The following is a 22,426-nucleotide window of genomic DNA, read 5'->3' as shown; positions in this document are numbered from 1 at the left end:
GAGGATCGGTGCGCGGCACCGCCTCCCAGGTCAGATGGCATTGAAGGCATGAGGGCTGTGCAGCTTCCGCAGTTCCTGGCCTCCGCCGAGGTACATGTGCACTCCGCACGGCAGGCACGGGTCGAAGCTGCGGACGGTCCGCATGATGTCGATGCCCTTGAACCGCTCCGGCGGGTTCTCCTCGAAGATCGGCGTGTTCTGCACGGCGTCCTCGTACGGGCCGGGCGTCCCGTTGCTGTCGCGGACGCTGGCGTTCCAGGGCGTCGGCGGGTACGGATGGTAGTTGGCGATCTTGCCGTTCCTGATCACCATGTGGTGGGACAGCAGGCCGCGCACCGCCTCGGTGAACCCGCAGCTGATCGCCTCTTCCGGCACCTCGAACGGCTCCCACGTCTGGGTGCGTCCCCTGCGCACCTCGTCCAGCCCCTTCTCGGCGAAGTACAGCGCGCAGGCCGCGGCGTACGCCTGGAAGTAGGAGCGGGCGCGGTTGCGTTCGAGGGCGTTGGACAGCAGCTCGCCGTTGCGTTCGGGGATCTTCCACTCGAACGTCGTCTCGGGCTTGGTGGCGGTCTTGGGCAGCCGGATGATCACGCTGTGCCCGGTGGCCTCGATGCCGCCGAAGTTGACCCGGCCGGACAGGGCCGTCGACCAGAGCCGGGCGATGGGCCCGCCGCCGGTGTCCAGCGGGAGCAGGTCCGACCCGTCGTACCAGCGCGGCGACATGACCCAGCTGTACTTGTCGGCGAAGTCGCGTTTCTGCGGCCGCGGGATCGTGTGCTGGTTCCACGGGTGCCGCATGTCGACCGGGTTGCCGAGCGGGTCGTGGGTGACGAACGGCTCCTGGTCGGCCCAGTCCTCGTAGTAGGAGCTGCCGAGCATGATGCGCATGCCGAGGTTGATGTCCACCAGGTCGTTGGTGACCAGCTCGCCGTCGACGATGACGCCGGGCGTCACGAACATCTCCCGGCCCCAGGCGCTCATGTTCTCGTAGGTGAAGTCGCAGTACGCCGGGTCGTTGAGGCTGCCCCAGCAGCCGAGCAGCACCCGCCGCCTGCCGACCTCCTCGTACCCGGGCAGCGCCTCGTAGAAGAAGTCGAACAGGTCGTCGTGCATCGGCACGACCTTCTTCATGAACTCGACGTACCGCATGAGGCGGGTCAGGTAGTCGGTGAAGAGCTGGACGGTCGCCACCGTGCCGACGCCGCCCGGGTAGAGGGTGGAGGGGTGGACGTGCCTGCCCTCCATCAGGCAGAACATCTCGCGCGTGAGGCGGCTCATCACCAGCGCCTCGCGGTAGAACTCGCCTTCGAGCGGGTTCAGCGAGCGCATGATGTCGGCGATGGTGCGGTAGCCGTGCGCGCCGGCGTTCGGGCATTCGGTGCGCTCGGCCAGGTCGAGCACGCCGGGGTTGGTCTCGCGCACCATCTTCTCGCAGTAGTCGACCCCCACCAGGTTCTCCTGGTAGATGTTGTGGTCGAACATGTACTCGGCGGACTCGCCCAGGTTGATGATCCATTCGGCGAGCGCGGGCGGGCGCACGCCGTAGGCCATGTTCTGGTTGTAGACCGAGCAGGTGGCGTGGTTGTCGCCGCAGATGCCGCAGATGCGGCTGGTGATGAAGTGCGCGTCCCGCGGGTCCTTGCCCTTCATGAAGACGCTGTAGCCGCGGAAGATCGACGAGGTGCTGTGGCACTCGACGACCTCCCTCGCCTTGAAGTCGATCTTGGCGTAGATGCCCAGGCTGCCCACGATGCGGGTGATCGGGTCCCAGGCCATCTCCACCAGGTCGCGGTTCTGGTCCTTCGCGGTGGTCATCTCAGCCCCCAGGGCGCCGTGCGGTTCGCGTGGTCATGTCTCAGCTCCACGGCGCTCGATAGCCGGTGAGCAGGGCGCGGCCCTTGGCCCGCCACTTCGGCTCCTTGTCGACGGTCCGCAGGGTGATCCCGCGCAGCTTGCGGACGACGCCGCCGTACACCGTGCTGACCGTGGAGGACACCATCGCCCCGGGGGGCTCGTCCATGAACGGCATGAACTTGTCGGGGAAGCCGGGCATCGTGCAGGCGATGCAGATGCCGCCGACGTTGGGGCAGCCGCCGAGGCCGGCCATCCAGCCCCGCTTCGGCACGTTGCACTTGACGACGGGACCCCAGCAGCCGATCTTGACCAGGCACTTCGGCGAGCCGTACTCGACGGCGAACTGGCCCTGCTCGTAGTAGCCGGCGCGGTCGCACCCCTCGTGCACGGTCATGCCGAACAGCCACGTGGGGCGCAGCGCCTCGTCCAGCGGGATCATCGGAGCCTGCCCGTTGAGCTGGTAGAGCAGGTACAGCAGCGTCTCGGACATGTTGTCCGGCTGGACCGGGCAGCCCGGGACGTTGACGATCGGGATGCCGGCCTTGGACCGCCAGTCCCAGCCGAGGTAGTCGGCCAGGCCCATGCACCCGGTCGGGTTGCCGGCCATCGCGTGGATGCCGCCGTAGGTGGCGCAGGTGCCGGTCGCGACCACGGCGGTCGCCTTGGGGGCCAGCAGGTCCAGCCACTCGGGCAGGGTCATCGGCTGACCGGTCTCGGGGTTGTTGCCGAACCCCGACCAGTAGCCCTCCTGCTTGATCGACTCGTTGGGGATCGACCCCTCGACCACCAGCACGAACGGCTCCAGAGCGCCGCGCGCCGCGAGGAAGTACCACTCGATCATGGCGTCGGCGCCCTGCATCGGCCCGCTGTGGAAGTCGATCAGCGGCCAGTGGACGTCCACCGCGGGCAGGCCCGGCAGGCCGCCGAGCACGATGTCCTCGATGCGCGGCTGCGTCGCCGCGGTGAGCGAGACGGAGTCGCCGTCGCAGCTCATGCCCGCGTTGATCCAGAGGATGTGGACGACGGGCTCTTCCTGCTCCCGCGACCTCTCCTGCGCTGACTCTGTCATGGTGCCCATACCGCCTCCATCACTCCTGGTCGGTGTCGGTGAGCGTCGGGACGCGTCCCTCCCCGGCGGCGGCGCGGTCGGCGCCCGGCCGGTCTTGGTCCAGCAGGTGTTGGGTGACCTCCCAGAGCACGTGGTAGAGCGTCGTCTGCGCCTCCTGGATGCGGTGCACGGACGTGGACGGGATGACGAACAGGTGGTCGAGGACGTCCAGCTCGGCCAGCTCGGCGAGCCGTCCGCCCTGGTAGCCGGCCAGGCCGACGGTGAGCAGCCCCCGTCCCCACGCCTCCTCGAAGGCCTGCACGAGGTTGGCCGAGCCGCCGCTGGTCGACAGGCCGAAGGCGATGTCGCCGGGCCTGGCGAGGGCCGCGATCTGCCGGGCGAAGACGACGTCGAACCCGACGTCGTTGGACAGCGCCGTGACGACGGCCACGTCGGAGGTCAGCGACAGGGCCGGCAGCGGCCGCCCGTACCGGGGACGCAGATGGAGGGTGGCGACCTCCTGGGCGTCGGTGCTGCTGCCGCCGTTGCCGAAGGTGAACAGCCGGCCGCCGCCGGCGAACCTGTCGGCCATGTCCCGCGCGCACGCGGCGAGCCGGTCGGCGTGCGACTCGGCCACCAGCCCGCGCAGCATCAGAATCTCCTGCGCCTTGGCCTGGGTGGACCGCACGGCGTGCTCCTCCAGCTCGCCGCGCCGCCTGCCGCCCGCCCGGTCGTCACCGCGGCCGCGCAGGAAGGGGTACAGCTGGTGCGTCCCCTCGGAGGACGCCTCCTCAGCGCTCATCGGGCCGCGTCCGGACGGGTGCGGGCGTGGAAGACGTGGACCAGCTCCCACAGGACGTGGTACATCGTGACGTGGATCTCCTTGATCACCGCCGGGTCGTCGGACCCGGCGATGAGCGCGTGGTCGACCGCGGCGCTGCGCGCGACGGCGCCGCCGTCCCCGCCGAGCAGGGCCATGGTGAACAGGCCCATCTCGTGGGCGGCCTCCAGCCCTTTCAGGACGTTGGCGCACCACCCGTCCGGCGAGACGCCGAGCGCCATGTCGGCCGGACCGGCCCAGTGGCGCACCTGGTGGGCGAAGACCTCGGCCAGCCCGTCGCGGGCGCCGACCGCCGAGACGGTCGCGGCGTCGTTGCTCAGCGCCATCGCGGGCAGCGCGCGCTTGCCGACGATGACCGGATGCATGAACTCGACCGCGATGTGGGAGGCGTCCGTGCCGGCCCCGCCGTTGCCGAAGACGATCAGCTTGCCGCCGCGGTGGAACCTCGCGGCCATGGCCCGGCACGCGCGCGTGATGCGCTCGGAGTCCTCGGCGAGCCGGCGTCCCGCCGCCTCCCGCCGGGTGAAGGCTTCGCTGACCGCCTCGCGCGTGGTCGACGTCACAGGCATGTTCACGCTCCGTTATGTACCGTAGTCGTCAGGCTACGATGCGTACACACGGGGCCGACACCCCAAGGCGGACAACCCGGAGTAAAGGCTTGATCTCCTACGCCGAGGGATGCACCTCGCGTCGGTGCACGCTCCTCAGATGGCGGGCGAACCAGTCGCGGGCCAGGCGCGCCACCTGGTCGAGCGTGCCGGGCTCCTCGAACAGGTGCGAGGCCCCGGCGACGATCGCGAACCCGGTCTGACCGGGTATCCGCTCCATCGCCTGCCGGTTCAGGGCGACCACGGCCGGGTCGTTCTCCCCCACGATGAGCAGGGTCGGCTGGCGCACCTCGGACAGGAAGTCGCCGGCCAGGTCGGGCCGGCCGCCCCGGGAGACCACCGCCTGCACCGAGCCGGGCCGCCGGGCCGCGGCCACCAGCGCCGCAGCGGCGCCCGTGCTGGCGCCGAACAGCCCGACGCCCAGGGTCGCCAGCCGCCTGTCGCGCGCCACCCAGTCGGCGACGTCGGCCACCCGCCCCGCCAGCAGGCCGATGTCGAAGCGGAGTGAGCCGGTGAGGGCGTCGATGTCCTCCTCCTCGCGGGTCAGCAGGTCCGCCAGCACGGTCGCGAGCCCGGCCGTGTTCAGCTCGGCGGCGACGCGCCTGTTGCGCGGGCTGTGGCGGCCGCTGCCGCTGCCGTGGGCGAAGACCACGACGCCGTGGGCGGCCTGCGGCACGGCGACGTCGGCTCCGAGCAAGACGCCGCCCGCCGGGATGTCGATGCTCCGCGACTCCACCATCGCGCCTCCTTCCAGATCGCCGGCCGGGCCGCGTCCCCCACGCCGGGGTCCGGCATGGGGGTCCGGCCCTCACATGGCCGGGGGGTAGGTGTGGGGAAGCTGGCCGAGGTCCCACCGCGGCGTGCGGTCCAGCGGTTCCACGCCCCTGGTCTCGTCGATGTGCAGGACGGCGTCGAACTCGTCGCACATGCGGGCGCGGAAATAGTGAGACTGCCGCTCGGACCTCGGGCGGTACACGGCCGAGATCATGCGTTGCAGGCGCGCCGACCGCAGCACGTCGGCACTGCGGGGGGCAGTCGCGAACCGGGTGAAGAACTGCTTCTCGCCCACCTCGTGGAACAGTTCCTCGACGCTGTCGGACAGCGCGGGGCGCAACCACTTGCGGTCGGCCCGCCCTCCCCACTCGTCGGCCGCGGTGACCGTGCCGGTGTAGGTGGTCATGCCGATGTTGCGGCAGTCGTCCCCGTGCCGCTCGCGGGCGAGCATGCCGAGGTTGACCTCCCCGCGTCCGGACGCCTCGGTCGCCCGCGCGTCCCCCGCGTGGGCGTCGTGGCACCACACGATGATCTTCGCGGGGACGTCGCAGCGGCGGCCGAGGTGGTCTGCGAGCGCGTCCAGCGTGTCGGTCATGTGGCGGTCGCGGTGGTTCCAGGCCGCGATCCGGCCGCAGAGCAGGGAACGGTAGTGCGCGTCGGCGTTCTGCAGGGCCGCGGCGTTCATCTGCGCGTAGAACAACTCGTCCTCGGGCAGCAGCCCTTCCTCCCGCGCGGGTCTCATCGCGTCGCGCCGCAGGCGCACGAGGTGGGCGATCAGTTCCTCCTCGCCGCCCGCGCCCGGCCCGTACGCGGGGCTGAACCCGTAGGGGCGGTCCTCGGGGCCGAGATGGTCGAAGCACGCGTACCGGTCGCGGGCGCGGGCGGCGGCGGCCGGGTCGCGCTCCTCCAAAAAGGCGACTATCTGCTGCATCGTCCGGTGCGCGCCGTAGACGTCGAGGCCGTAGAAGCCGACCTGGCCGCAGAGCCCCGTCAGGACGCCGTCGTTGTGCTCGCGCAGCCAGTTCACGAAGTCCAGCACCACCGCGTTGCGCCACATCCACCGGGGGAACCGCTGGAAGTCGCCCAGCGCCTCATCGGCGGTGGCGTCCTGGCCCCGGCCGTGGACGTACCGGTTGACGCGGTAGGCGTCGGGCCAGTCGGCCTGCACGGCGACGGCGTGGAAGTCGCGCTCCTCGATGAGGCGACGCGTCAGCGCGGCGCGCGCCGCGTAGAACTCGTGGGTGCCGTGGGAGGCCCCGCCGATCAGGACGAAGCGGGCATCGCCCACCAGGTCGAAGAGCACTTCCGGCGGCGGGGCTCCGTTCTCGACCGGCACCGCCTCGGCGCGGATGGCCGCCACCTCGCCGGGACTCTGCCCGACGGCCCTGGCCTGCGCCGACGTCGCCGAGGCGCGCAGCAGGTCACGCACGTCCTCCAGCGTCACCTCGACGAAACCCCAGTACGAGGGGTCGACCACGAAGAACGGCGAGGGAGTGGTCGCGACGACCACCTCGTCGGCCGCCGTCCGCAGTTCCTCGTAGGTGGCCGCCGAGCAGGCGGGCACGGCGACGACCACGCGCGCGGGACGCAGCCGCCGCAGGGCCTTCAGCGTGGCGGTCACGGCGGCGCCGGTGGCCAGGCCGTCGTCGACGACGATCACCTCCCTGCCCTCGACGCGCCGCGCGGGACGGCCCTGCCGGAAGTGCCGCTCCCAGCGGGCGATCTCCCGCCCCTCCTGGCCCGCCACGTGCTCCACCACCTCAGGGGGGATGGCCAGCCCTCTCACCACGTCGTCGTTGAGCGCGATGACGCCGTCCCCCGCGATGGCGCCCATCGCCAGGTCCTCCTGGCCGGGCACGCCGAGTTTGCGGGCGACGAAGACGTCCAGGGCCGCGCCGAGGGCTCTGGCCACCTCGTACGCCACCGGGGCTCCTCCGCGCGGCAACGCCAGCACCAGAAGGTCCGGCCGTCCCCGGTAGCGGTCGAGGAGGCCGGCCAGCGCGCGCCCGGCATCCCTGCGGTCCTGGAACAGGCGGTCGGACATCGTGGCCCCCTATCGTGCTCGGAGGCGGCCGCCCGGCGGCGCGGCGCGGCGGCGGCGTGGCTGCCGGCACGGGCTCGGGCGGACGGACCTGGGCCATATCCGAGCCTACGCCTTGTCCTCCGCGGGCTCCTTTGTCCGGGTGTCCGGGTGTCCGGGTTCCTGGACGGGCGCGGAGCCGGGCGGCGGCGACCCGGGGAAAGTCGGTCATAAACCATTTACCACCGCAGGCCAAATAAAGGCCGTAGTGTATGGAAATATGGGTTGACAGCGCCCTCTTACCGGTAAAACTTCTTCGCGGCGATGTCCACGGCGAGGGAAAACCGTAATTGACACGCCGAAGATCGGGGCTCCATAATCATTGCGTCCGAGCAGGCCGCGGGAAAGCGCCACCCGACCAGAGCAACCCCGTTCTCGACACAGCGACGATCCCCCTACCACCACGGCGAAGAGCGCGCACCGCCGCATTCGACCGGCACCGCGAACAAACGGCACCATACGGCGCCCCCCGCGCCGTCCGGCGTTTCCGCGTCCGCCCCCGGAAATCGCCGGCGTCCGGCCCCGTAAAGGTCGGCGCGGGTTTCCACGGCCATTCATTCATATGCACCTGATCACTGCGCACCGCACGACCCGGAATCCTCCGGAAAGACATCGCTCCAGCTTCAGCGTCTCCCCCGTTCGATGCGATAGGGATAGGTGGTGTGGTCGTGACCGAGACGACCAGCGAGAGAACAGGCACGGAAAACGGCCGGCCTCAGCAGAGCCTGGCGACCACGGCGGCGCGCAACCTGGCCACGACCACCAAGTCGCAGCCGCAGATGCAGAACATCTCCTCCCGGTGGCTGCTGCGCATGCTCCCCTGGGTCAACACCCCCGGCGGCGCCTACCGCGTCAACCGCCGCCTCACGTACGCCATCGGCGACGGCCGCCTGAGCTTCACCAACCAGGGCAACGACGTGCGCGTCGTCCCGCCCGAGCTGCGCGAGCTTCCGCTGCTGCGCCACTTCGGCGACGACGGCGTGCTGGAGGCTCTGGCCGGCCGCTTCACCCAGCACCAGCACGAGCCCGGCAACACCATCGCGCAGATCGGCGAGCCCGCCGACCGGCTCATCCTCATCGCGCACGGCAAGGTCAACAAGATCGGCGTGGGCGAGTACGGCGACCAGACCACCCTGGCCGTCCTGGCCGACGGCGAGTACTACGGCGACCACGCCCTCGCGGGCGCCGCGGCCACGTGGGAGCACACCATCAAGGCGGTCACCCCGACCACCACGCTCACCCTCTCCCGCCAGGCGTTCCAGGAGCTGATCGACCAGTCGCCGCAGCTCCGCGACCACGTCGAGGAGCACGAACGCCATCCGCGGCCTCCGCACAACAAGCACGGCGAGGCCGTCATCGACATCACCTCGGGCCACTCCGGCGAGCCGTCGCTGTCGACCACCTTCGTCGACTACGAGGCCAGCCCCCGCGAGTACGAGCTGAGCGTGGCGCAGACCATCCTGCGCATCCACACCCGCGTCGCCGACCTGTACAACCAGCCGATGAACCAGACGCAGGAGCAGTTGCGCCTCACCATCGAGGCCCTGCGCGAGCGCCAGGAGCACGAGCTGATCAACAACCCCGAGTTCGGGCTGCTGCCCAACGCCGACCTGCGGCAGCGCGTCCAGACCCGCACCGGCCCGCCCACCCCCGACGACCTCGACGAGCTGCTGTGCAGGCGCAGGAAGTCGCACTTCTTCCTGGCCCACCCGCAGACGATCGCGGCGTTCGGCCGAGAGTGCAGCCGCCGCGGCCTGTATCCGGACACCGTCCAGCTGTTCGACCACGCCGTGCCCGCCTGGCGCGGCGTCCCGCTGCTGCCGTGCAACAAGATCCCGATCACCAAGACCCGCACCAGCTCGATCCTGGTGCTGCGCACCGGCGAGGACGACCAGGGCGTCATCGGCCTGCACCAGACGGGCATCCCCGACGAGTACGAGCCGAGCCTGTCGGTGCGCTTCATGGGCATCGACGAGCAGGCCATCATCTCCTACCTCGTCAGCGCCTACTACTCGGCGGCCGTCCTGGTGCCCGACGCGCTCGGCGTCCTCGAACACGTCGAGATCGGTCACTGATCCGGCGGTCGGCGACGCCGTTCAGGGAACAACTCGGGTGACGAGCGGGGCCGCGCGCACGGCCCCGGCGGCGCCCGAGGGCAGGAAGGGGTGTCACGCGCATGGCCGACACGACGAACGAGAGCAGGAAGGAGCCGTGCGCATGGCGAAGACGGTGACCACCGGGCGCCCGCCCCGAGAGGTGCTCGCGTGGAGCCGCGAGCTGACCGACCCGCCTCTGCGGTCCGCCGTGGAGTCGCTGCCACCCTCGATGCGGCGCATCGCCGCCTACCACTTCGGCTGGCTGGACGAGCAGGGCCGGCCCGCGTCGGGCAACGCGGGCAAGGCCGTCCGCCCGGCGCTGGTCCTGCTGGCCGCCGAGGCGGCCGGGGGCTCCGCCGCCGCCGCCGTTCCCGCGGCGGTGGCGGTGGAGCTGGTGCACAACTTCTCCCTCCTGCACGACGACGTCATGGACGGCGACGCGACCCGGCGCCACCGTCCGACCGCTTGGAGCGTGTTCGGGGTCAGCGCGGCGATCCTCGCCGGGGACGCCCTGCTGACCCTGGCGTTCGAGGTGCTGCGCGCCGGCGGCGGCCCGGTCGCCGGCGAGTCGACGCGGGTGCTCGGCGCGGCGGTGCTCGACCTGGTCGAAGGCCAGAGCGCCGACACCTCGTTCGAGACCCGCGACGAGGTGAGCGTTACCGAGTGCGTCAGCATGGCGGAGGGCAAGACGGGGGCCCTGCTCGCCGCCTCCTGCGCGCTCGGCGCCCTGTCCGGCGGTGGCGGCCCCGAGGTCATCGAGTCCCTGCGGGCGTTCGGCTCCCGGCTCGGGCTGGCCTTCCAGATGGTCGACGACCTGCTCGGCATCTGGGGCGACCCCTCGGTCACCGGCAAGCCCGTCTTCTCCGACCTGCGCAACCACAAGAAGTCCCTGCCCGTGGTGGCCGCCCTCGCCTCAGGCACCCCCGCCGGCGCCGAACTGTCCGCCTTCTACCGCCACGCCCACCCACCCGCCTCGTCCCCCCTCACCCCGGCCGAGCAGGCGCGCGCGACGGGCGAGCCGGCGCGCATGGCCTCGCTCATCGAGACGGCGGGCGGCCGCGCGTGGGCCCAGTCCCGGGCGGACGACCTGCTGGCCGAGGCGCTCGCCCATCTCGCCTCCGCCGACCCCGTCCCCCGCCCCGCCGCCGAACTCCACGCCCTGGCCCACCTCCTCGCCCGCCGCGACCACTGACCGTCCCGCCCATAAGCGCCCTCCTCGGGGGAAGGCGCCCCATCCCTAGCTAGAGCGGAGGGGATCTAGGTCTAGAGGGTGCTCTAGAGGCGTAGGGGCGCTCTGGTCGCTTACGTATGCCCAGGTCAGAGCACCAGGCGGCACGCGTGTGCCCGCGCGCGTAGCGGCGTCGCGAAAGTCGCAAAAACTCCCATCGCGCGCCCGCGCGTAGGGCGTCCCGAAAGTCCCGAAATTCCGTCGCGTGCGCGCGCGTGGCAGTGCCTCCCGAAACCCACGAAAGCCTGGTCAAGGAGGCGGCGTTACGGCAGTTTCGTCAGGAGGTCACGTGCGCAGGCACGGGCCAGCGTTCGCACGTAAAAGCCCGCATGGGCCTACGGCAGGCGGCGGGGGCCGACAGCCTGGAAGGCTTCCACGAGGGCGCGGACGGCGCCACGCCGGTCGGTGCGCCGACATGCGACATGGAATATCACCGGGGCGGCGCCAGTCAGCGTCACCGCCCGCAAGTGAAAGCCCAGCAGGCGTGGTGCGTACTCCGCGATGCCGACCATCACGGCTGTGCCCTCGCCGACTCGGCGAAGGACGGGTGTGATGTCATCGGCGACGATCTCGATCAGGCGCGCCTCGCGACGTGGCCGCACATCCCCGAGCCAGAACTGTTTCATCCACTCGTCGTCGCCGGCGGCGGGGTTATACAGGATCGGTTGCTCGCTGAAGTCCGCCACGTCAATCGTTCCGGACTCGGCGAGTGGATGCCGGGCGCCGACCACGCCGATGCGCGCGCTGGTGATGGCCAGGGGGAACGAGTCCACGGCGGGATGGTGTACGGGGGCGGTGTTCCACAAGACGTCTATGCGATGCTCGGGCAAGCAGTGGGTGAGTGCGGGCATGGGGATGTCCTGAAGCACCAACCGGATCTCGGGGAAGCTGCGGCGGACCTCTCGGCCTATGCCGTTTATGTCGAATCCTCCAATGAGCGCGCGGGCGCCGGCGGGTATACCGACCCGCAGCGTGTACCGGGCGGTTTCGGCCCGGGCGCTCTCGAGGGCTGCGTTGGCCTGAGCCATCAACGGTCCGGCGGCGATCGCGAACCGTCGGCCTGCGGACGTAACGGCAAGTACACCAGTAGAGTCCCGCTCGACGAGGGGAACCCCGAGTTGTCGTTCGAGACGTTGGATGCGCTTCGTCAACGCAGATGAGCTCATGTGCAGCCGCACGGCCGCACGGCCATAGTGCATCTCCTCCATGAGAACCAAGAAGTTGGCGACCGCACCGAGATCCAGGTCCATATGCCACATTGTGGCGTAGGCCAGGCGATTTGGCACTGTCAAGACCCGATTCCGCATTGGAACGAAAAAGCGTCGCGCTCCGCCAATGCGCGTAGAAATTCACCTATCGGCGCCGATGAAGGCGCCCCGTGTGCAGCCCGTGTCGACTTGCGGTAGCGCACCCGGCCTGCAGGCCTGGTCCGCGCCGCAGCCTGCCACTCACCCCGAACGCCCATGCGAACCACGGGAAACGCAGCAACCCAACTCCCTGCCTCTGGAGGTGAAGGATCATGCCCGACAAAAGTGGGACGATCATTGCTGCGCTCATCGGTGCCGCCGCGGTCATCGCAGCGGCGGCGATCACTGTCGGCTACGAAAAGCCCGACGACGGCAACCGAAAACCCTCAACTGCCCAGGCGGACTCGTCCGGCTCCCACAAAGGATCATCCGACGGAAGGTCCTCGGGCGCCAAGCCGACGCGTACGAAGTCACCCAAACCCGCTGGAAACACCAACAGCAACAGCAACAGCAACAATACCGACCCCAACACCTGCATATCCGGCTTCGTCTGGCGAGAAGCCGTTCCCAGCGACCGCGTATGTGTCGAGCCGCAGGTCCGTGATCAAACACGCCTGGACAACCAGGCGGCCGCTGAACGGGTTGACCCTAACGGTGCGTCGGGACCCGACTCGTGCATATCGGGCTTCGTCTGGCGCGAGGCGGTTTCGGGTGACCATGTCTGCGTGTTACCGGTATGGCGTTCCCAGGCGGCGTCCGACAACAGGCAGGCGTCCGCTCGACGTGTCGGAGGCTGACGCGCTCCGGATCCGGGCGCTGGCCCGCCGCCGGCGGCTCACGCTCAAAGGGCATCGGCGGGCGCGTCCACTACTACCGGCGTTGACCGGCTAGGTTTCAGCCCCGTTCACCCATTTTGATGGAGGAAAACCTCATGAAGGTAAAAGGTATGCGCCACGGCTCCTATCGCTCCGCACTCTGGCGGGCGCTCGTTATTCCCGTCGCAGCGGCCATAGCGGTCCCCGCTCTGGCGACGGATGCTCAGGCCGCCGAGCGGACGGTAACCGGAACCGTCCGCATGCGGATCATGGACTATGAGAACTTCGGCTCGAACCCAGTCTGCAACCGCGGCTTCTCGCTTACCCCACGCTTAATCAGAAGCGGCACTTCCCGGAAAATCCGAGCATGGTCCACGTGCGGCGGAGAGATAAGGGTCGAAGTTCACTACAAGCTCACCGTCGATCCGAATGGAGTCATCCGCGTGACCGAAGGCCGCGTCGAGTTCTATGAGGGGGACCGTGAGGACACCGGCGACCTCGATGGTACGTCAGCCTTCGCGAATATGATCCTCTTTCCGGGCGCAAGCGCTTCCAGGAATATACACGTGCAGAATTGGAGTGAGAGGCAGCCCGACGACAAGGCCGACGTGACGCTCACCCTGCGCAACTAGCCAAGCCCCTCACTATCCTGTCATACGGCGCCGACCTGCTGACTGTCGGACTGATCAACATCAACGAAAACGTGGCGAGTTCCGGTAGAAGGTGGACTCGCTCATGCCGGCCAGCACCGCCGGCTCCCCCACGCGAATCGGCTCGCGGTAGTGATCGCGCCCGGCTCCGCCGCCGCCGGTGACGCCCGAGCCGCCGATTCGTCCTCACCCGCTATCGTGCGAACGTGTCGATCTCGGACGAGGAACTGGCCGTGACGGCGGCGCGGTCAGGAGCGGCCGTCGTGCGCGCCATGTACGGCGCGTCGCTCGCGCGCTTCGAGAAGTCCGCGGGTGACTTCGCGACGGCCGCGGACATCGAAGCGGAGAAGGCCGTCATCGGCGTCATCCGCACCGCCCGGCCGGACGACGCCGTCACCGGCGAAGAGAGCGGCCATACGGGCGCGAACGGCGCGGACCGCATGTGGCTGGTCGATCCCCTGTGCGGCACGCTGAACTACGCCGCGCGGAACATGCTGGTCGCGGTCAACGTCGCCCTGCGCGTGGGCTCCGCCATCACCGTGGCGGCCTCTGCCGACCCGTTCTCAGGCGAGGTCTTCTGGACCGACGGCGCTCAGGCGTACGCGCGACGGGACGGCGTGGACGAGCGACTCGTGCCGTCGCCCGATTCGCGCCTGGTGGACGTCAACCTCGATCCGCCGTTCCCCAACGCGCCGGGTTTCATGGCCGCCCGGCTGCTCGCCGACCCCGGCTTCGCCGGACGCTTCCGTCCGCGCGTCGTCTCCACCACCCTGGCGGTGGCGTGGGTCGCCGCCGGGCGACGGGCGGCGTACGTCACCGACGGCGATCTCCGGGACAGCGTGCACTTCGCCGCCGGCATCGCGTTGTGCCAGGCCGCCGGCTGCGTGGTGACCGGCATCGACGGGCGCCCCCTGCACACCGGCGCGGGCGGCCTCGTGGCGGCGGCCGACCACGACACGCACGCCGCGTTGCTGACCCTCATCGGCAGCCAGTCCCCACCCGATCGCTAGCCCGCGCGGTTCCCTTCTCGCCGACCGACGACCCGCCGAAACGCGACTTGGCTTCGAACGAAATGGTGGACGACCAACGGGCCTGCATGGGATACGCAGGAAGTGTCAACGCCGTGCGGTCGCATTGAAATGAGGCCGGTTGGACCGGTCGCGCACAACTCAGGGGATTTCTCCGTCATCTGTCCTCATGCGGACAGACGACGGCGGGCAATTGCCGGGACGACTCGTCCGGCTTACGCTGCACAAGTCATCACTTCCGCTGAATACCGCTCCTATTCAGCGTGCGCCCGACCGCGATTTTGCGCTCCCCTCCCGAAAGGGGCCCACCATGTTTCCGGCCCAACCGTCCCTTGACAGCGACATGCGCGGGGACCGTTCCAAAGTGAACTGTGACCCCGGCCAGATCGCGCCGACCGCCTTCCCGTTGCTGCTGACACGCCTGGAGGACCACGTCAAGGAGGCCGGGATCACGCAGAACGCGATATGCAACGGCGCGGTCACCGCTTACCTCGCGGCGGTCCAGGACCCCCACCTCGACACTCTCGGCATGCCCGCGCTGGCCGACCTGAACAACCACATCGACGGGGCGATGTACGCGTGCTCGCTCATGGCCGCCGGGTCTTCGGTCTCGTCCTACGCGTCCATGGTCACCTCCAAGGCGACCAACACGTACGCGGCGGCCACCAACGTCGCCGCCGACGAGGACCTGGTAGTTCGGGTGGGCCTTGCGGTGCGCGCGCGCTTGGACCCGTACGTCGTCGCGTGTGAGCGGCAGCTCTACCTTGCCCATGCGGACGTCCCCGCCGACCTGAAGGTCCTCATCCAGAACCACGCCCCTGGTTCGGTCAAGGACCCCCTGGTGGAGGCCGCCGAGCAGATCCTCCAGGCGGCGCACACGCCCCCCGATCCCAGCTCCACCGACAAGGCCGCGCTGGTCCAGGCCTTGGAGGCGCTTCCGGTGGTCCAGGCCATGTACAACGGCAAGCTCGCCGTCGGCTTGGGCGCAGAGGGCGGCTCCCTGCCCAACATCGTGGTCACCAACGCGTGCAAGACCCAGAAGCACTTCGAGAAGTACGCCGAACGATTCTTCAAGAACGCGCCGATCGGCATGATGATCTATGCCGCGCTGGTGCAGGCGTCGCGCCGGCCTCCCGCGAAGCACGTGTCGAACATCGAGGTGACCGAGGACACCGTCGAGCCCGGCCGGTTCTGGCTCGGCACCCGCGTGCGGCAGTACCGGGCGAACGCCGCACGAGTGGGCAACAAGGTGCGCCTCTCGGTCATGGACGACGTCCCGACGGTGGTGCACGAGATCGGGCACCAGGTCGAGTTCTATCTTCCCGCAGTTGAATGGATGCGCCTGCACCAGATCATCAGAATGCGCACGGTCAATGCCGTGCTCGTCAATATCTATCCCAAATCGGATAAACCGGAACCCGCCTTCGACGTCGGCGCCATGCCGGCGTTCGAGGCGTTCTACGCGAACCCGGATCAGCAGAGAAGCGGAAAGTACTACCCGGCCAAGCTCTATGCCTCGGGTGACACCGAGCTGCTGTCCATGACCGTGCAGTTCTTCAGCCAGCGCGACACCGCCATCCTCATGATCCAGCGTGACCCGGTGCTCGCGGCCACCGTCCTGCGCGCCATCCGCCCGGACGACTTCACCAACTTCCCCGCCAACCTCCTGGCCCTCCTCCCCACATAACCCCCTCCGCGCATCCCCCCACTGACCGCGTAGTCGCCCCCAGACACCACCGAAACCACCGCTGCAGCCCGGCCCCTGCACATGCGGGACGGCGAGGCTCGCGGGGAGTCTCAACTGGCTGCGCCGTCGTCCTCGTGCTTCGCCCGGTTCGGCACGCGCCGACCAAGGATGTGGACACGGGTCACCCTCAAGACGCATCTGGGATGAGGGGCTTCAAACGGAAGTGAACCAGAACTTGGGAGGAGCGATCTTTGGGTCGATGACGCGTAACCGGCTGGCCGAGGTCGGGTCCACTCCTCGCAGGGTGATCAATCGTTGACCATCTGCCTCGTCAAGCGCGTTCAACGCCGCTGGAAGTCCCGCGACGACCGTCGCGATCGCGATGCCCATCCCCATCAGGCCCGAGTGCTTGTGGGGGTATTCGATGCGGTGCACCCCAGAAGTTCTGATCGCTGTGACCTCTCGCGGGCGCTGCATCTGCCGGCCATCGTTGGTCAGGACCGCGTCGAAGCTTTCGGCCGCCGCACGGGGATGAAGACTCTCATCACGCGTTCCCGACCACCCGGGCAGATCCAGTAGATGAACGATCTCGTGATGCACGATGAAGGCGGTGAGCGCCTGACGGAGCGGTTTGAGGACGTTCTCATCCAGCAATAGCCGCACGGGGCTCACTGGAGGGTTCATAACTATCGACATAGTCGGCGAAGTCCACCGCATCCCTCGCGGCCGACGCCGTCACGCTCGGGTAGTACTCAGAGACACACTCGGCCGGAACCCCATCCCGGAGCAACGCCGCGACCTCGTCGTAGGGAACCCGTGTTCCTTCGATCACCGGGACTCCACCACGGACCGCCGGATCCACGGTCACGTGCTCACGCGGCCGCAACAAATCGGGGATGTGCCGGCCGTCGCGATAGAAGGGGCGCAGCACGTCCACCATCTCGTGGATGACGACATTCCGCTTACGCTGGACGAGGTCCGTCGCCTGATCAGATTCCACCAGGTAGATGCTGCTGCCGTCAGCCGCCAGCCGATAGGCCGACAGATGCTCGCGTTCCCGCAGGTCATCGCGGAGCGTGTCCAGAGCCCGTCGGATCTTCTGCAGTGAAGTGTCGTTGCGTAGCTTGACGCATGTCCGAAGCGCGACGACGTCCCTGAAGGAGTAGAGGATCGGCCGCTCATTGGAGAGCTCCGGTACGAGCACCGCTCCACGGGCTGCGCTCGCTCTGCGCCAGTGAGCGAGTTGACGAAGCGTGGCGCCCGACAACGCGGCAGCGAGCGTTGGACTGTAGGACATCCGCTTCGCCTCCTTTCTCGTCTCGACTGCGAAGACACAAGCTACCGAGCCATCATCGCAATGACGACGGCTATGCACGTGGTGAACCAAGCGTGTACGCGAACGTGTGCGGAGTCGTCACGGAGGCGAGGTCGGTCATGTTCGCCTGTTCGTGGGCGGACAGCAGGAACCAGAGGACGGAGCGGGAGCTTTCCTCGGTGAAGCCCCAGCGGGAGGACAACGAACGGACCAGTTGGATGCCACGGCCGGAGGTCGCCGGTTCGTCGTCCGTCCCCGAGCAGGAAGGACTCGGCGTGGTCGGCGCGCCTTCGTCGGTCACCTCGATCCGGACGTCGTCGTTCGCCTCGATCAGCACGGTGACACCGATAAGGGTTGATGCGGTGTGGACCAGTGAGTTGGTGACGGCCTCCGACAGCAGCAACACCGCGTCGTCACGGCGCGGGTGACCGAGGAGGATCTTGCTCAGCCAGCGCCGGGCCTCCCCCACGCAGGTCGGGATGGCGGAGAAGGCGGCGGTCTCCGTCCGCCGGCCAGGGATGATCACGGAATCGTCGTCCTTCATGTGCGGGGAGAGGAAGTCGAGATCTTCACGCGGCGGCCAGTTCGGTCGCGATACGCGGTGCCACGGCGATCAGGACGTCCTGCTCGGCCTGGCGCATCCGGTCAATGAGCTCTTGCGGGGTGGCGGCCTCGACGATCAACGGCTCTGGGGCAGGGAACAGCGCCACGGCGTAGAAACGTCGGCTCCACGGTCCGTAGAGGATCGTCCAGGCCGGTTCGAGGCGGTCGAGCAGCACGGCGGTGGCATGGGAACGCGGGTCGGGGTTGCCGGGTTCGACCGGCTCGTACGGCCGTCCGATGGCGTGGCGGCCAGTACGTTTCCCGCCGGTGCGCCCGAACAGGTGCCATCGGCGGTCAGACTGCGACATGGGCCGGGACCACCTTCCTGATCATGGGACCCATACGACGATGCGACCGTCTGAGGTCTCGCCATTTCATGGGCGCTACAGGCTGTAGCAGTGCAATCATGGACAGTGATCGAAAATGGTGGAAGGGCAACGGTGTGGTCGGTTGTGGCCGCGCCGCGACCACGAGGGGTGTCATGACCACAGGCCCGATCGACCCGCACGCCTCCCCCTGGCACCTGTTCGGCGCGGTCATGCGCCGCTGCCGGGAAGGGGAGCGCAAACTCGCCCTGCGCAGGGCGGCGGCCGACCTCTATGTCGACTTCTCGAATCTCGCCAAATGGGAACGCGGTGAACGCACACCTCCACCGGACATGATTCCCCGCCTGGACCAGGTGTACGGCGGGCAGGGCGTTCTCACCGCGCTCTACGACACCCTCACGCGCCTGAACGCGGTCATCGAGTCGGAGCGGCAGCGGGCGGGTATGTGTCTGACAAACCCCGCATATCGCAACGGAGACGATATGGAACGTCGGGCCGCCCTCCAGTTCCTCGCCGGACTCGGCACCCTCGGCGCCATCGGAACCCCAGGCGAACCCCTGCGCCAGTTGCTGGACGCATCCTTGGGACACGCCCACCGCGAACCCGACGAATGGGAACTGGCTTGCGCCGACCACCTCCACGCCCTGCGCACCCGCCCTCCCGCCCAAGTAGCCGCCGACCTCCTCATAGACCTGCTGGCCCTACGCCGCCAACTGGAAGACGCGCCCCCGGCCGCCGCCCCCGACCTGCATCGCGTCATGGCCGTACTTGGGGATATCCACGCCAGCGCACTGACCCGCCTTGGGGAGCACGGAGGCGCGATCCGTTGGTGGCGGACCGCACGTCAGGCCGCCGACGCCAGCGGCGACCTGGGATTGCGGCTACTGGTTCGGGGAGACGAAGCGGGACATGGTCTGTACGGTCAACGAGCTCCTGAGACTGTGCTCGACCTGGTACGCCAAGCTCAGCGGCTCGCCGGGAGGCCGACTGTCGACTTCTTGACCACCGAGGCGAAGGTCCTGTCCTTGCTCGGCAGGCACGATGAGGCACTCGCCGCTCTGAAGACGCTGCATGCGGTCGCAGAGAAAGGGGTCACCGGAGACCGCTACGGCTTCTGGAGCCCTTCGCAGATCCACTTCGCCGACAGCTGGGTCTACGCCGCCACAGGCGACCAGGCGAAGGCGGACACCGCTCGAGAGTGCGTTCTGAAGATCACACGGGACTATCAGTATCGAGCGAACGTCCATCTCCACGAGGCACTCTGCACCGTCGTCCAAGGCGGCGTGGATGAAGGAATGCGTCATGCGATGACGACGATCGACGCGCTGGCACCTGCCTACCGCAGCGGGCACATCTTGGAAACCGGCCGCATGGTGCTACGAGCTGTGCCGCGCGACCGGCGCGACCAGTCGTCGGTCACCGAATTCCGTGTGCTCTTGGCCACCGCACCGGCCACAGGAGCCTGAGCCCGTCAAGCCCCGTTGCCGCAGGGCATCGCGTTCCTCACCCTGATGTCCTGTGCATACGGAACGGCGGGGTCGCGACCGGGAAGGGTCGCCTACGCGGGTTTGCGCGTGAACGAGGGGTGCGCGTTTCGTGCTCGTTGCCGGTTGCGCCTCAGCCGGGCGGCGCCGGCGGTGTTCAGGGCTACGCCCCAGATCAGCAGGATCACCAGCCACTGGGTCCATCTCAGCGGGTTCATCTGGCCGGAGAGCAGATTTCGGGCGGCGGCGTACGGGGCGAGCCACGCCTGCGCGGGCTGGAAAATCTCGACGCTGCCCAGCACCGCCCACGTCGCCATCGGGAACACGATGGTGCCGAGGCACGCGACCACAGGTGATCGCAGCAGCAGGCCCAGCCCGGTACCGACCAGTTGGCCGACGATCTGTACCAGAACGCTCCCGACCGCGAGAGGTCCGGTGTTGAGCCACGGATCCGTGCCGGAACCGGACGAGGCCACTGCGAGGGCCAGGGCACAGAACGCGATCCCGAATACGGCGACGACGACGCCCAACAACGTCGCCGCGACCAAGGACGGGACGAGGCGGGCCGTATGAGGCGCCTTCCGCAGGTCGCCGGCCAGCAGCGCGCCGAGGAACGGCGCCGGGACCGACATCAGAAGCTGCACCACTGCTGTGAGTGCGGCGAAAGATCGGTCCGCGGGAGGCATCAACGTGCTCAGCCCCACGGCCGTCAACAGGCCCACCAGCAGGGTGATCCCGGCCACCCACTGCCGGGGCCGTGTCCCGACGGAGCGCCGGAGCGCGGCGCCGGTCGCCCTGCCTAAGTCGGTGTACGCGTCGTCACTCTGCACGGAGTCCTCTCTTCGATCTCGCACTGCCGACCCGGGGGGCGTCTGCTATTTGGTCAGGGTGGCGATTATGCGGTCGAGGGCGGCCAGGTCGGCGGGGTCGAGGTCGAGGAGGGGCGGTGGCGGTTCGCCGAGGATGGATTCGGCGACGGCGGCGGCCTTCTCGCCCTCGGGGGTGACTGTCACGATCTTCTGACGGCGGTCGTCGGGGTGCACGTCGCGCAGCACCAGGCCACGGCGGACCAGGTCGTCGACGACGAGCGTCGTGTACGGCGCGTCGATGGACAGGTAGGCGGCGAGCTGGCGCATGGTCATGGGTGAGTTCACCAGCCGGCGCAGCGCCTTGGCGCGGACGAAGCTCATGTCGAGGGCCGCGGTGACCTCCTTGCGGCGGTCGTACCGGTCGAGGACGAGCGTGCGCATGCCGTGCCACACACGGGCGGCCAGCTGGGGGTCGTGGCTCATGATGTGACGGCAATCCTCGTGTCCTCGACGGAGAGGTGCGCCGCGGTCCGCTCCGCGGTGCCCTTCGCCCATCTGCCCGTGGTGATGATACCCAGGGCGAGCACGACCGTCCCGTACCCGACGGTGATCCACCAGCCGGCCCGGCCGGCGGAGGAGAAGCCGTCGCGGAGCGACCCGGAGATGCCGGCGGCGAGCACCGAGCCGGCGATGGCGACGCCGAGCGACTGGCCGACCTGCCGGCTGGTCGACGCGACGGCCGCGGCCACCCCGGCCTGGGACATCGGCATGCCGGAGACGGCGGTGTTGGTGATCGGGGCGTTGACGATGCCGGAACCGATGCCGAAGACGGTGTAGGCGGCCAGGATCCAGAGCAGGGGCGTGTCGGCGTTCAGCCGGGTGAGCATGAGCCCGCTCACGGTGAAGGCGACACCGGCGATGACCAGGGACGGCCGGGGCCCGCGCTCGCCGACCAGCCGTCCGGACACCGGCCCGCAGACCAGGGTCATGGCGGCGATCGGCAGCGTGCACAGGCCCGCGTGGAACGGGGACAGGTGGCGGACGTCCTGCAGGTACAGAGTGTTGAGGAACAGGAACCCGCCGAAGGCGGCGAACGCGCTCATCGCGATGACCGAGGCGCCGGAGAAGGGGACGCTGCGGAAGAAGCGCAGGTCGATGAGAGGTTCGCGGCGGCGCGGCTCGTAGATGAGCAGGCCGGCCAGTCCGGCGACCGCCAGGAGGGAGCATCCGATGATGAGCGGCGACCCCCAGCCGTGCTCCGGCGCCTCGATGATCGCGTAGGTGAGCGCGGCGAGCGTCACGATGACCAGCACCTGGCCGACCGGGTCGATGCGGCGGGCGCGCGCGGCCCGCGACTCCGGGACGAAGACGGCGGTGAGCACCAGGGCGGCCACGGCGACCGGCACGTTGATCCAGAAGATGGCGCGCCAGCCGACCGAGTCGATGAGCGCGCCGCCGACGACCGGTCCGAGGCCGATGCTGATGCCGACGACGCCTCCCCACACGCCGATGGCGCGGGCGCGTTCGCGCGGGTCGGTGAAGATGTTGGTGACGATGGACATGGCGACGGGGTTGAGCATCGAGCCGCCGACGGCCTGCAGCACGCGGCAGGCCACCAGCCAGCCCAGGCTGGGCGCGAGCCCGCACAGCAGCGAGCCGAGCGCGAACACCACCAGGCCGAGCTGGAAGGTGCGCCGGCGTCCGACGCGGTCGCCGGTCGAGCCGGACAGGAGCAGCAGGCTGGCCAGCACGAGCGTGTAGGCGTCGATCGTCCACTGCATGCCCGAGACCGGCGCGTGCAGGTCGCGCTCGATCGCCGGGAGGGCGACGTTCACGATGGTGTTGTCGAGGCCGACGATGAACAGGCTCATGCAGCAGATCACCAGGACGAGCATCCGCCTGCGGCGGCTCAGTTCCGACACGACGCCCCCAT

General features: G+C 69.1%; 21 protein-coding genes. 7 read left to right on the top strand and 14 right to left on the bottom strand.

Annotation, left to right across the window (positions count from 1 at the left end; translation table 11 throughout):
• Positions 1–30 precede the first annotated feature (30 nt).
• The 6 genes from ACZ6QO_RS19725 to ACZ6QO_RS19700 all read right to left on the bottom strand — a co-directional run bounded on the left by ACZ6QO_RS19725 (position 31) and on the right by ACZ6QO_RS19700 (position 7,169).
• Positions 31–1,815, bottom strand: coding sequence for a nickel-dependent hydrogenase large subunit (locus tag ACZ6QO_RS19725; RefSeq protein ID WP_465852536.1), 1,785 nt, complete (start codon positions 1,813–1,815; stop codon positions 31–33).
• 40 nt (positions 1,816–1,855) lie between these two features.
• Positions 1,856–2,932: an NADH-quinone oxidoreductase subunit B family protein gene (locus ACZ6QO_RS19720; protein WP_465852534.1), complete on the bottom strand. Its 1,077-nt coding sequence runs from the start codon at positions 2,930–2,932 to the stop codon at positions 1,856–1,858.
• Between the two features lie 10 nt (positions 2,933–2,942).
• Positions 2,943–3,704 carry a D-sedoheptulose-7-phosphate isomerase gene (locus tag ACZ6QO_RS19715; RefSeq protein ID WP_465852532.1) on the bottom strand — a complete coding sequence of 254 codons (762 nt, stop codon included), beginning with the start codon at positions 3,702–3,704 and terminating at the stop codon, positions 2,943–2,945.
• A complete protein-coding gene (locus ACZ6QO_RS19710; protein ID WP_465852530.1) occupies positions 3,701–4,312 on the bottom strand; it encodes a D-sedoheptulose-7-phosphate isomerase in 612 nt (203 codons plus the stop codon). The genes ACZ6QO_RS19715 and ACZ6QO_RS19710 overlap by 4 nt, the downstream gene beginning before the upstream one ends.
• 97 nt (positions 4,313–4,409) lie before the next feature.
• Positions 4,410–5,090: a dienelactone hydrolase family protein gene (locus ACZ6QO_RS19705; protein ID WP_465852528.1), complete on the bottom strand. Its 681-nt coding sequence runs from the start codon at positions 5,088–5,090 to the stop codon at positions 4,410–4,412.
• Between the two features lie 69 nt (positions 5,091–5,159).
• Positions 5,160–7,169 carry an erythromycin esterase family protein gene (locus ACZ6QO_RS19700; RefSeq protein ID WP_465852526.1) on the bottom strand — a complete coding sequence of 670 codons (2,010 nt, stop codon included), beginning with the start codon at positions 7,167–7,169 and terminating at the stop codon, positions 5,160–5,162.
• 704 nt (positions 7,170–7,873) lie between these two features.
• Between ACZ6QO_RS19700 and ACZ6QO_RS19695 the strand changes: the two genes are divergently transcribed.
• Together ACZ6QO_RS19695 and ACZ6QO_RS19690 are read left to right on the top strand one after the other, a co-directional pair.
• Entirely contained in the window at positions 7,874–9,280 is a 1,407-nt protein-coding gene (locus tag ACZ6QO_RS19695) for a family 2B encapsulin nanocompartment shell protein (RefSeq protein ID WP_465852524.1), read from the top strand.
• 142 nt (positions 9,281–9,422) lie between these two features.
• Positions 9,423–10,493, top strand: coding sequence for a family 2 encapsulin nanocompartment cargo protein polyprenyl transferase (locus ACZ6QO_RS19690; protein ID WP_465852522.1), 1,071 nt, complete (start codon positions 9,423–9,425; stop codon positions 10,491–10,493).
• A gap of 371 nt (positions 10,494–10,864) precedes the next feature.
• Here the strand turns inward: ACZ6QO_RS19690 and ACZ6QO_RS19685 are convergent, their stop codons facing one another.
• Complete coding sequence (locus tag ACZ6QO_RS19685) at positions 10,865–11,779, bottom strand: LysR family transcriptional regulator (protein ID WP_465852520.1); 915 nt, start codon at positions 11,777–11,779, stop codon at positions 10,865–10,867.
• Between the two features lie 269 nt (positions 11,780–12,048).
• On the opposite strand from ACZ6QO_RS19685, the gene ACZ6QO_RS19680 reads away from it, so the two are divergent.
• The 4 genes from ACZ6QO_RS19680 to ACZ6QO_RS19665 all read left to right on the top strand — a co-directional run bounded on the left by ACZ6QO_RS19680 (position 12,049) and on the right by ACZ6QO_RS19665 (position 15,956).
• Complete coding sequence (locus ACZ6QO_RS19680) at positions 12,049–12,573, top strand: hypothetical protein (protein WP_465852518.1); 525 nt, start codon at positions 12,049–12,051, stop codon at positions 12,571–12,573.
• Positions 12,574–12,692: 119 nt separating this feature from the next.
• The gene (locus tag ACZ6QO_RS19675) at positions 12,693–13,223 is read left to right on the top strand and encodes a hypothetical protein (RefSeq protein ID WP_465852516.1); all 531 of its coding nucleotides are present in this window, start codon (positions 12,693–12,695) and stop codon (positions 13,221–13,223) included.
• Between the two features lie 224 nt (positions 13,224–13,447).
• A complete protein-coding gene (locus ACZ6QO_RS19670; protein WP_465852514.1) occupies positions 13,448–14,251 on the top strand; it encodes an inositol monophosphatase family protein in 804 nt (267 codons plus the stop codon).
• A gap of 382 nt (positions 14,252–14,633) precedes the next feature.
• The gene (locus ACZ6QO_RS19665; RefSeq protein ID WP_465852512.1) at positions 14,634–15,956 is read left to right on the top strand and encodes a hypothetical protein; all 1,323 of its coding nucleotides are present in this window, start codon (positions 14,634–14,636) and stop codon (positions 15,954–15,956) included.
• A gap of 213 nt (positions 15,957–16,169) precedes the next feature.
• On the opposite strand, the gene ACZ6QO_RS19660 is transcribed toward ACZ6QO_RS19665, so the two are convergent.
• The 4 genes from ACZ6QO_RS19660 to ACZ6QO_RS19645 all read right to left on the bottom strand — a co-directional run bounded on the left by ACZ6QO_RS19660 (position 16,170) and on the right by ACZ6QO_RS19645 (position 18,182).
• Positions 16,170–16,619 (bottom strand): PIN-like domain-containing protein, encoded by a 450-nt coding sequence (locus ACZ6QO_RS19660; protein WP_465852510.1) that lies wholly within the window; start codon positions 16,617–16,619, stop codon positions 16,170–16,172.
• Positions 16,600–17,253, bottom strand: coding sequence for a DUF433 domain-containing protein (locus ACZ6QO_RS19655; protein WP_465852508.1), 654 nt, complete (start codon positions 17,251–17,253; stop codon positions 16,600–16,602). Before ACZ6QO_RS19655 ends, ACZ6QO_RS19660 begins: the two co-directional genes overlap by 20 nt.
• Positions 17,254–17,323: 70 nt before the next feature.
• Positions 17,324–17,815, bottom strand: coding sequence for an ATP-binding protein (locus ACZ6QO_RS19650; RefSeq protein ID WP_465852506.1), 492 nt, complete (start codon positions 17,813–17,815; stop codon positions 17,324–17,326).
• 25 nt (positions 17,816–17,840) lie between these two features.
• A complete protein-coding gene (locus tag ACZ6QO_RS19645) occupies positions 17,841–18,182 on the bottom strand; it encodes a hypothetical protein (protein WP_465852504.1) in 342 nt (113 codons plus the stop codon).
• A gap of 98 nt (positions 18,183–18,280) precedes the next feature.
• On the opposite strand from ACZ6QO_RS19645, the gene ACZ6QO_RS19640 reads away from it, so the two are divergent.
• The gene (locus ACZ6QO_RS19640; RefSeq protein WP_465852502.1) at positions 18,281–19,666 is read left to right on the top strand and encodes a helix-turn-helix domain-containing protein; all 1,386 of its coding nucleotides are present in this window, start codon (positions 18,281–18,283) and stop codon (positions 19,664–19,666) included.
• A 92-nt stretch (positions 19,667–19,758) separates the two neighbouring features.
• On the opposite strand, the gene ACZ6QO_RS19635 is transcribed toward ACZ6QO_RS19640, so the two are convergent.
• Genes ACZ6QO_RS19635 through ACZ6QO_RS19625 form a run of 3 tightly spaced genes read right to left on the bottom strand, consistent with a single transcriptional unit; the run spans position 19,759 to position 22,415 of the window.
• Positions 19,759–20,514: a hypothetical protein gene (locus ACZ6QO_RS19635; RefSeq protein ID WP_465852500.1), complete on the bottom strand. Its 756-nt coding sequence runs from the start codon at positions 20,512–20,514 to the stop codon at positions 19,759–19,761.
• A 45-nt stretch (positions 20,515–20,559) separates the two neighbouring features.
• On the bottom strand, positions 20,560–20,976 hold the full coding sequence (locus tag ACZ6QO_RS19630) for a MarR family winged helix-turn-helix transcriptional regulator (RefSeq protein WP_465852498.1): 417 nt from the start codon (positions 20,974–20,976) through the stop codon (positions 20,560–20,562).
• Positions 20,973–22,415, bottom strand: coding sequence for an MFS transporter (locus tag ACZ6QO_RS19625; protein WP_465852496.1), 1,443 nt, complete (start codon positions 22,413–22,415; stop codon positions 20,973–20,975). The genes ACZ6QO_RS19630 and ACZ6QO_RS19625 overlap by 4 nt, the downstream gene beginning before the upstream one ends.
• Between the last annotated feature and the right edge of the window lie 11 nt (positions 22,416–22,426).

It is taken from the genome of Sphaerisporangium sp. NPDC049457, from assembly GCF_055586705.1.
The sequence above is the reverse complement of the archived record's forward strand: the minus strand, read 5'-3'. Positions and strand labels throughout refer to the sequence as shown.